Annotated in this window: 9 protein-coding genes and 1 pseudogene; 3 read left to right on the top strand and 7 right to left on the bottom strand. The window is 50.1% G+C overall.

The window, feature by feature from the left end; translation table 11 throughout:
* Positions 1–502 precede the first annotated feature (502 nt).
* The 6 genes and pseudogenes from RE317_RS17505 to RE317_RS17480 all read right to left on the bottom strand — a co-directional run bounded on the left by RE317_RS17505 (position 503) and on the right by RE317_RS17480 (position 4912).
* On the bottom strand, positions 503–1021 hold the full coding sequence (locus tag RE317_RS17505) for an N-acetylmuramoyl-L-alanine amidase (RefSeq protein ID WP_008781964.1): 519 nt from the start codon (positions 1019–1021) through the stop codon (positions 503–505).
* Between the two features lie 36 nt (positions 1022–1057).
* Complete coding sequence (locus tag RE317_RS17500; protein WP_151061839.1) at positions 1058–1180, bottom strand: smalltalk protein; 123 nt, start codon at positions 1178–1180, stop codon at positions 1058–1060.
* A 151-nt stretch (positions 1181–1331) separates the two neighbouring features.
* Complete coding sequence (locus RE317_RS17495; RefSeq protein ID WP_005848387.1) at positions 1332–1871, bottom strand: hypothetical protein; 540 nt, start codon at positions 1869–1871, stop codon at positions 1332–1334.
* 282 nt (positions 1872–2153) lie between these two features.
* Positions 2154–2378 carry a DUF4248 domain-containing protein gene (locus RE317_RS17490; RefSeq protein ID WP_005840510.1) on the bottom strand — a complete coding sequence of 75 codons (225 nt, stop codon included), beginning with the start codon at positions 2376–2378 and terminating at the stop codon, positions 2154–2156.
* Positions 2379–2395: 17 nt separating this feature from the next.
* Positions 2396–4339 (bottom strand): annotated as a pseudogene (locus tag RE317_RS17485) (DUF3987 domain-containing protein).
* Positions 4340–4342: 3 nt separating this feature from the next.
* Positions 4343–4912 (bottom strand): BT4734/BF3469 family protein, encoded by a 570-nt coding sequence (locus tag RE317_RS17480; RefSeq protein ID WP_005848379.1) that lies wholly within the window; start codon positions 4910–4912, stop codon positions 4343–4345.
* Between the two features lie 185 nt (positions 4913–5097).
* Between RE317_RS17480 and RE317_RS17475 the strand changes: the two genes are divergently transcribed.
* The 3 genes from RE317_RS17475 to RE317_RS17465 all read left to right on the top strand — a co-directional run bounded on the left by RE317_RS17475 (position 5098) and on the right by RE317_RS17465 (position 8191).
* A complete protein-coding gene (locus RE317_RS17475) occupies positions 5098–5565 on the top strand; it encodes a hypothetical protein (RefSeq protein ID WP_005840504.1) in 468 nt (155 codons plus the stop codon).
* A 55-nt stretch (positions 5566–5620) separates the two neighbouring features.
* A complete protein-coding gene (locus RE317_RS17470; RefSeq protein WP_117697325.1) occupies positions 5621–7900 on the top strand; it encodes a DEAD/DEAH box helicase in 2280 nt (759 codons plus the stop codon).
* 114 nt (positions 7901–8014) lie between these two features.
* Complete coding sequence (locus RE317_RS17465) at positions 8015–8191, top strand: DUF4250 domain-containing protein (RefSeq protein WP_005840500.1); 177 nt, start codon at positions 8015–8017, stop codon at positions 8189–8191.
* Between the two features lie 62 nt (positions 8192–8253).
* Here the strand turns inward: RE317_RS17465 and RE317_RS17460 are convergent, their stop codons facing one another.
* The gene (locus RE317_RS17460; RefSeq protein ID WP_008781967.1) at positions 8254–9138 is read right to left on the bottom strand and encodes a helix-turn-helix domain-containing protein; all 885 of its coding nucleotides are present in this window, start codon (positions 9136–9138) and stop codon (positions 8254–8256) included.
* Between the last annotated feature and the right edge of the window lie 111 nt (positions 9139–9249).

The following is a 9249-nucleotide window of genomic DNA, read 5'->3' as shown; positions in this document are numbered from 1 at the left end:
GCCCTCCTAGGAGAGGAGGGGGCGTCCGGAGCAGGGCGAGCTCCACTCCAAATTGCATTTTGGAGTGGAAAATACGAAACGGGCTGTTCTTAACGATCCTTCTCGATGAGGGTCCTTAGTAATTTAGCAGTTAAAAAACTTTGTTTTTGCAGCCTGTTATTTCCGTCTGCCGGCCGGAAATGGAACATAGCCGGCACTAATGTTAGATCAGAACCCTTGTCCTTTGTGAAAAGTGCAGGGGGAGCTCCGGGAACGAGAGCGCTTGTTCCCGGAGCTTTAATAATAAAGAAGATTATCCGATTAGGATTTATTCAGCTTTAAAAATAAACGCGGATTATACAATAACCCGTAACAGGAAGAATTTTTATCTATATGATAGTCTGTTTCGGTGTGTCGGTACCGACCGGATGATCTTAGTAAAAAACTTCCCTCTGCCAGTAGTATCACTCTCTACTTGAGAGCTGAAACGAACACTGGCAAAGGGAAACCTTGGAAAAAGAAATTACCTTTCCAAATATCCGAACACCCCTTCCGCGTCAAAACACGGACAAGCCTTCGGGATGCTTCCGCTCATATCCCTATGTCCCCTTATCCGGGCACCGGGAAAGAGCTTTGCCAGACGCATCAGCAACAAGGTAAGCTGTTCTGTCTGCTCTGCGGTCCGGGTGTCTGCCGGATGTCCGTCCGCATCCAGACCGCCCTCGTAGCAGATGCCGATGCTGCAACGGTTCCAGGGACGGCAGTGTGCCCCCACTTCCAGCAGTTTGCGGTGCTGGGTGATGGTGCCGTCGCGACGGATATAGAAGTGGTAACCTACAGTCCGGAAACCACGGGTCTTATGGTCACGAAGTAATTGCTCGGCAGTATAGTCTTTGTCACAACGTGTGGCGCTACAGTGGAGGATGAGGTATCGCACTGATTCGCGTCCTTGCATCAGCGGTCCGTCCTCTACGGTGAGAAGTTGGCGTTCGTTTTTCATTTCTTCCTCACCGATTATCATTGGGAATGTTTCTTGTATCATAATAAATTGAGAATTGGAAAATGTTGTGTTTGTTCTTTAGATGAGGGATGCGCAACTGGTAATGCCCAAAGCGGTGAGTGCCGCGATGGCTGCCTGGATAACTGCCCGGAGGATTTGTGTCCAGGTGATTTTCTTGGATTCGTGGTTGGATTCATTCATGGAAATATCTGTTTTTTGTCAGTTTAAAATGCGAATGGAACAAAAGGAGGTTACGGAACTGGCGGACGGACACGGGGGAGTGAAAGAAGAGTCCGTGTCGCCCGTGTTCCATAATCACATCATGCTATCTCTGTGGAGCGGAACAAGCCGGTCAGCTATTTTCGTCTGCCGGTTCGCCGGAGGCGGCTGGAATGCGGGAGGCGTCAGCGTCGTCAGCGGCAATGCCGGCGGCAGAAGAATTGCCCGTCAGGTCTACCGTAGTCTTTCCGGCCTTCAATGCCTTCACTACTTCGGCGGCTGCCTTGCGCGTGGGAACCAGTTGGAATTCGGCATCTTGGCGCAGGTTGTTGAAACGGACGCCCGGAGCCCACAGTACGTTCACCTCGGTGATGTTCTCCACAGTGAACTCTGCCATCGAAGGGGCGCCGAGGCTTCGGATACTGTTCGAAAATACGCCCAGATCGCCCATCTGTATCTGCTGTCCGTTCAACAACTGCTCGCGCAGGCAGTCCACGGCAAGAATAAGGATGGCTTGGATATCGGCGCGCGAGTATACACATCCGTGGCTGGCAATGTGGTAACAGAACTTGTCCAGTGTCATTACTTGTGAGTACTGGGCGTTGGCATACGCCTTCTTGGCCGCGTCTTTGTCGGTGGGGTTACCACGCATGCAGGTGCTGTAGTTGATCATGATAAATAGGGTTTTAAGAGATGAAAAATAAAAAATGAATTTCGTCAGTGAAGAGGGAGAATACTTTACTTTTCTTGCGGATTGCACGTAGGTAACGTGTAAGGCTGAAGGTTAGTAACGTATGGGGTTACATGTTAGTAACATGCTAGGCCGAAGGTTAGTAACGTATCGGCTCCCTCATTGTTGACATTGCAAAGATAGGTACTGTGAAATGCGTGCTGACGCTTTATGACACCTTGTGGCACTTTATGGCTTTCATCCTGTTCCAAAGAGCTTGCAGGGCTATCCGGGGCTGCCCAGATGCCGGTTGATCAGTGTCACCTGGCGGCTCGTGAAGACTTTTTGCGAGGTATGGTAACCCGTTGCGGATAACTCTTCCATCAAAGGGGGACAGCCGTTTATCCACCTCATCAGATGCCGGGTGGCTATCCGGGGATTTGAACCGGGAAAATAGAGCAGAGCCAGGCTACCTTTTGTCATGGATGGGAAATAAAGGAAATCTTTCATATTTATACATTTTAAATTCAGGAATCTTGCAAACTTGCAGAACTTGCACTCTCTCTCACACCCACACACGTACGTGTGTGCATGCGCGCGTTGAATTCGTATTCGCCACGCCCCACTTTGACCAGCTGTCCGCGTTCGGTCATACGTTTCAGCAGCGAGTCCACCGAGCCTGCCGGAACTCCTACCTGTTCTCCTTTGTCGATGGCTTCGTTGCGGGTGAAGCGCAGGGGAAGGCAGTCGAACAGGGTTTCGGGAGTCATGTTCGCCGATGGTGCGGTGGGGGTTCCTGCGGGCAGGAGCGAGAGAATGTGGCATGCATGGCGGTACAGAGGTTCCACCAGGGCCAGCACGGCATAAAAGTCGTCGGTGCGGATGGAGAGGTTGAATTGCGGTACGATTCCGTCTGCTATGTTTTCTTGTGGAATATGGGCCGACGGGGTCAGTCCGGGACAGTTCAGCAGGGTACGCACGATATTTTCCTGTGGTTCACCGCTCCTTTCGCCTCCCGGCAGCAGGGATTCCAGAGAGCGCAGCAGGGCGATAATGCTTATGATGCGGAAGATATTGATGGCAATACGGGTTACGGCGCTTTTCATCTGGTTGCCGTGAATGGCGGAGGCTCGTCCGAATACGCGGGCAAAGTGGAAGTTGAATATCTCTTTTTGCTCGTGGGTGAGCTTCATGTTGATGTTGCTCACCGAAGCGGTGATGGCGTCCAGCACTTCTTTCCATTGTGCCCCCCATTTCAGGAAACGGGAGTCATAGTCTGTATCCGCTTCGTTGAACTGGTCTTCCCATTCTTCAATGGCAGGCATATAGTAGAACAGCTGGCGAGAGAACAATCCGTTTTCGGCCGATGGGATAAGGGGCTTGATTTGTGCAGGCGTGCCGCTGAGAAGTACGCAGAGGAACGTGACGTTACATTCGCGGTATTCGTGATTGGTGCGCCGGTTGTAGGCCAGCCGGTCATGGTCGAAACATTTCCGGAGGAGGTCGCTCCAGTGTCCGTGGTCGCCTCCAATGGCGGTGCTCACGGTGTCGGCCTCGGTTTCGCATATCAGTCCTACGCCTCCGGAGTCCATCAGGTTTTCCTGTATGCCTGTACCGGTATTGTCGCCGGCTATGAGGAGCATTTTCAGCTGGGGCTGTTCGGGTTCGGGGGTATTTGCCTTTTCCTTCCCCAAAGTGTCCCATTTGGTCTTTTCCATGCGGTAGGTCTTTATTTTTTCCCGGTAGGTGTCCAGCAGCGCGTTGTGTATGGGTTCTGCCAAACGGCGTACCTAGGTCAGCGCACCTTTGCCGGAAGCGGGAGGCGCGGTGACGAATACTTGCAGACAGGGATACTTGTGCTTTCGTCCGTACACAAAACTTACCAGTTTGTTGAGGGTGCTTCCCAGCACGGTTGCCGCACCCAGCAGCAGGATATCCCGTTGGGCGGGAGAGTTACCGCAGTCTATGATTCCTTGCAGGAAGGCGGGCCAGCGGTAGTCGGGGAAAGAGGGAAGTCGGGCAGGGAGGATGGTCTTGGACACGCCGTCGGACAGGGGGGAGGCTGGGTCCGTGAAAACGGCATCGGGCGGAGTCCCGTCGGAAGCATCCGGATGGGCATTATAGGATACGCGCGCACGTGTGTGGGTGTGGAGAGACTGCAAGTTCTGCAAGTTTGCAAGTTTCGGGTCCATTTTCACCCCGGCCACCTCTGCCAGATGGAAGACGGTTCCCAGGGAATTTCTGCCTGTTCCTTTGGTCAGGGCATGTCCGTACAGTTTGTCTGCTTCATCGTGGTGGTACTTTTCGGATATGCGGCAGATGCGGTGGAACCGGGTGCGTCCTTCTTCTCCGCAACTGTTGGCTATGGCAAAGGCCAGCGGCATATATTCCTGATAGGTGGGGGCCACATTGACTCCCGCTTGTTCGATGGCTGTTACCAGCTGTTCCAAGATAGAAATAGAATCGTTCATTTTTTAATATTTATGGTTATTGATTTTCGCTTCTCCGTCGTGCGACAGAAAACAGGCTCTGGACAAGTCGGCATTGGCCCTGTCCACTTTCAGTTCGTATTTCCATTCCAGATACTCCCATGCGGTGTGCAGGGCATTGTCGAAGGATTCTTCCACGCTCAGGAAAGGGTTTATGCGGTAAGGGATAAACAGTTTTACTCCCTGGTTTCCGGGGCTGACAAAGGAAAGTACGGGGTGCAGCACTTCATCGGCAAAGAGGCGGTCGCGCCACATTGCCGCTTCTTCGGTGGAAGCCAGTTCGTCAATATCTATGACAAAGAGGCCCGAAGGAACTTGCATGCATTGCTCTTTGCAGTAAGAGAAGATACCTGCCGGAGTGACATACGGTAAAAGGGTCTGTTTATTCTTTCGGAACACTTGCTTGTCTCCGAGTCCGGCTCTGACTTTACGCGTCAGTTCTTCCAGTTGCGGATTGGTGCTGATGTAGGTATGAAGCCCTGCCACACTGCATATACATGTGGGTATTTTATTGGTGACGGGTGCATTGAAAAATGACATGATGTATTCTTTCATAAAAGAAATTGATTTTGATTTATCTGCACAAATATACGGGTAGGGAATGACGTATGGAAATCGGTTCATAACCGTTTACTATCTGTTTACTATTGGTGCATGCTATTGATTATATATTGATAAAATATGGATTTTGATTAACGATCTGTTGATAATAATTAAAGAATAGAGAAAAGAAATAGTATATGAATGAAAAACCTGATATGATGATAAATATTTATGGCGGAAACAATCTGATTGCCCCTGTGGCGTCTTCCGCCATTCAGAACTTTTATGGCGACCGGGGTGATGAGGCCGCCGACCAACCGGAAGATTCTGAGAAAACGGAGAGTACAGAAAGTGTGACGGATGAGAAGCCGGCACAGGAGCCGGCGGAACTGTCGGATGATGAATTTTACGTATCGGTCTATATACCCGATATAAAGGTGATGAGGGCTTACAAGATACTTTTGGGAGAGTGTACCACGGCACGCGAACTGGCGGTGGTGGTAGGAAAGATGCTGGCCGATGAGAACTGTAGGAATGTAGACAAACACACGGTGGTGAAAGCGGCTTTCATCAAGTCGTTGCTACCTTTTGCCAAACGGCTTGTGTCGGGCGGTACGATAGCCAATATACGGGCGCAGATTAATAATATGCTGGCTAGTAAATAATTTTTTCAGTTATCCTCTTACTCCATTGGCACGTTAGCAAATCGGCAAATTATTTATGTTGCGGGATTATCAGATAGAGATGAAAACACGTCTGATGGAAGCGTGGAAAGCTCACCGGAGTGTGATGGTGCAGATGCCTACCGGTACGGGCAAGACACATTTGCTGGCATCTGTGGTCAGTGAGTTCGTGTCTTCTGCCGGCAGCGGGGTATGGCTTATTGCCCATCGTAGGGAACTGGTGGCGCAAATGGAGGAAACGCTGGCTAAATATGGTATCCGGAGGGAGGATACTCCGGTCAGGGTGATGTCTGTCCAATGGCTGTCCCGGCACTGGAATGAGGCGGGTGATGCTCCGGGACTGATTGTGATAGACGAGGCTCATCATGCCTTGGCCGCTTCTTACACGGAGATGTGGAAGCGTTATCCTGCCGCAAAGAAACTGGGTGTGACTGCCACACCTTGCCGCCTGAACCGTAGGGGGTTCACGGAACTGTTCGAGGTACTGGTTACTTCGTGGAGTATTGCCGAGTTTATTGAAAAAGGCGTGTTGTCTGTGTTCGATTATGTATCCATCCGTCCCGGCAGCGAGGAGCAGCGGCTCATTGACGGTCTGGAGAAACGGGGGGCCGATGGGGATTATCAGGTGAAAGAGATGGATGCGGTACTGAACAGGCGTCCCGGTATCGAGCGCCTGTACCGCAGTGTCAGGCAGTTTGCTTCCGGCAAGAAGGGGATGGTGTATGCCATCAGCATTGAACATGCCCGGCGGATAGCGGAGTATTACAGCAGGCGGGGAGTGAATGCGGTGGCTGTGGACAGCAAGACTCCTGCTATGGAGCGTAAGCGGATGGTGGAGGAGTTCAGACATGGAAAAATCGAGGTGCTGGTGAATGTGGATGTATTCAGCGAGGGGTTCGACTGTCCCGATGTGGAGTTTGTACAACTGGCCCGTCCTACTTTGTCACTGGCTAAATATTTGCAGCAGGTAGGGCGCGGATTGCGGAGATCGGAGGGCAAGGAGGCGTGTATGCTGATAGACAATGTGGGGCTGTACCGCATTTTCGGGCTTCCTACACAGCGATGGAACTGGGATGCTATGTTCCGGGGACGGATGGCGGGAAAGGGGAGTTTGCCCGGACGGATGAACTGTGATGCTTCCGTTACCGCTTTTCCGGTGGTGGAAAGGCCGGCTGAAGCCGGTGGGGACTTGGTGGTGGTTATGGAGCACGGGCGTTTGCTTTCTTCCATCAGAGAGCAGGCTTTGCCGGATGAGAAGGAGCAGTCACCGTCATGCAGGCTGAGGGCATTTGTAGATAAGGAAACAGGTCTTTGGGGATTGGAAAAGGGAGATGAGATGTTGCCGGACGCTTCGTTTAAAGAGATTTTGAGTATCAAAGGACGTTTTGCCGTGGGGAGGCTTCGGAACGGGTGTGTCCGGGTACTGGATGATACGGGGGCTTTGGTGGCCGAACCGGGGCATTGCCGTGAGGTGAGGTTTCTGAAAGATGATTTGTTGCAAGTCCGTCATGCCGGGAATTCGGTGTCTTATGTGGATTTACGGAACGGCCGGTGTTATTCTGTCCGCCCGCGTGTCCTCAGATACGGGAGCATAGAATTGTTACAGGTGAACCGTACTTATTACAGCAGGACAAGGCAGGTGTATGCCAATACATGCGGGTTGCCTTCTTCGTCCATCGTGTGGATGGGGTTTTATGTGAAGATGTACGATGGCAGAGTGCCTTCCCGATGCCGCCGCATGGAAGATGGAGGCTTTTGTTGTGAACCGCAGGTTTGTCTGTTGGAGGGGGATGAGGAGCGTGCTTATTACCTGAGCGGACGGTTGCCGGATCAAAGTATTGTGGTGATGGATGAGGAGGGACGGTATTATCATGTGGAGAAAGGGCATGGAAAGCGTTATGTGGCCTGTAACCGTCCGTCGGACCGGAGTGAGGATTTTGATGAGGCGGTGGCATTGCTCCGAAGACAGGCGGACGAGCGTGTGGAGAAACGCTTGCGTGAGGAGAAGTGCGAGTATGAACGGAAACGGCAGCGTATAATCAGCAGGAGTGTGGAGGCCGTACCTTTTCAAATAGGAGTGAAATGGGGGCTGAGGACAGCGGAGCGGATTTTGATTCCACCTGTCTATCGGAGGATATTGCATCCGGTGGGTGGTTATTGCGCCTATCAGGACAGCTCCTGCCAGTGGGGGGTACTGGCTGTAGACGGAAGGATCATTATCCGGGCCCGGTATATGGAGGTGGAGATAGACAGGGATGGAACGGCGCGTCTTACTTTGGTTCCGGGGAAGATGGAAACGGTGAAGCTGACGGACTGATAGGATAAAAAGCAGGGGATAACTTTTTGTCAAACCGATATTTGGCGATGGAATACGTGTCATTATGAAAAGTTTTGTAACTTTGCAGCCGATTTTTAAAAAGGAGATATTGATATGGAATTACCTGATGACCCGATGATGCTTTTCAGCATGGTGAATATGAAACTTCGTGACTGCTATCATTCGCTGGACGAGCTTTGTGATGATATGAATGTAGACAAGGAGCTGTTGGTGAAAAAACTGAAGGCGGCCGGATTTGAGTATAGTAAGGAAAACAACAAGTTTTGGTAGATAGAGGGATCAGCCCGTTCCGGAAGAATGTGTGGAACGGGCTGATTTTTTTATTGAGGTACCTATTGATTATTTTTGTATAAGTCCTGTTTCCGGTATTGCAACAGGGATGTTCCGGTATGCCGCTTGAAGAAACGTCTTAAGGTGGCAAGATTGGCAAACCGGGTTCTTTGAACGATTTCCTGTATGCTGATGGATGGATTCTCCAATAGTGCGTAAATCTCTTGCAGGGTATAATGTATAATCCATTCTTTGGGGGATTTTCCGCTTACCAGGGTCAAGGCTTCAGTCAGGTATTTGGAGGAAACATGCAACTTTTCGGCATAGAACGCCACTTCTTTGTTTTCTTTGTAATGCTTTAACAGCAAATCCAGAAAAAAGTATCCGATTTCTTCTTTATGCAAGGTGGTGACTTTATGTTCTTTTACCGTGCTGTAATAGTCTGCATAAAGTTCCAGAAAAGGTAATTTCAGCAGATTGGTAATAGATTCTTTTGTAAATAAATAAGTTGGCGAAGTGGCTCTGTTGTATAATAACCGGAAATAGATGGAGAACTGTTCCGCTTTCTCTTGGGATAGCGAATAGACGCAGTGGGTCTGGGTGTAGGTATGAAAACCGGTCGGAAAACGTTTGATACTTCCATTGATCACGTCATAAAAAAGGACATTTGAAAAAGTACAATAGTCGATGGTGAAAGTCGGGCTGGATTTTATAAATGAAACCAGGAATCCCGGCATGAAAATAAGAATATCGTTTGCGCAAATAACATATTTCCGGAGGCCAACCTGGATCTCGGCATTTCCTTCGGTACATATACCCAAAACTCCTGCCGGCATATAAGAGGGGTATTTGCTGAAAGGCACTGTGTGCGCATCCATATAAATACTGAAATCTTGGTCGGACAGTCCTTCTTTGGTATCCTGTGGTTTTGGGTTATTATATAACATACTTTGTATCAAATCTAGCTTCACAAAATTAGAATTTAATGATACATTCCACCGGGAGTAGTGGACATAAGGGAAAATAAAACGGAAAAAAACTACGTGTATTTGATTTTT

Source organism: Phocaeicola sp. GP0067, from assembly GCF_031119655.1.
Classification (GTDB): Bacteria; Bacteroidota; Bacteroidia; order Bacteroidales; family Bacteroidaceae; genus Phocaeicola; species Phocaeicola vulgatus.
The sequence above is the reverse complement of the archived record's forward strand: the minus strand, read 5'-3'. Positions and strand labels throughout refer to the sequence as shown.

What these genes read in the sequence shown, in the direction of transcription:
- RE317_RS17505 (WP_008781964.1), bottom strand. Translation starts at nt 1,021, where the DNA reads ATGATACAAGAAACATTCCCAATGATAATCGGTGAGGAAGAAATGAAA.
- RE317_RS17500 (WP_151061839.1), bottom strand. Translation starts at nt 1,180, where the DNA reads ATGAATGAATCCAACCACGAATCCAAGAAAATCACCTGGACACAAATC.
- RE317_RS17495 (WP_005848387.1), bottom strand. Translation starts at nt 1,871, where the DNA reads ATGATCAACTACAGCACCTGCATGCGTGGTAACCCCACCGACAAAGAC.
- RE317_RS17490 (WP_005840510.1), bottom strand. Translation starts at nt 2,378, where the DNA reads ATGAAAGATTTCCTTTATTTCCCATCCATGACAAAAGGTAGCCTGGCT.
- RE317_RS17480 (WP_005848379.1), bottom strand. Translation starts at nt 4,912, where the DNA reads ATGAAAGAATACATCATGTCATTTTTCAATGCACCCGTCACCAATAAA.
- RE317_RS17475 (WP_005840504.1), top strand. Translation starts at nt 5,098, where the DNA reads ATGAATGAAAAACCTGATATGATGATAAATATTTATGGCGGAAACAAT.
- RE317_RS17470 (WP_117697325.1), top strand. Translation starts at nt 5,621, where the DNA reads ATGTTGCGGGATTATCAGATAGAGATGAAAACACGTCTGATGGAAGCG.
- RE317_RS17465 (WP_005840500.1), top strand. Translation starts at nt 8,015, where the DNA reads ATGGAATTACCTGATGACCCGATGATGCTTTTCAGCATGGTGAATATG.
- RE317_RS17460 (WP_008781967.1), bottom strand. Translation starts at nt 9,138, where the DNA reads ATGTTATATAATAACCCAAAACCACAGGATACCAAAGAAGGACTGTCC.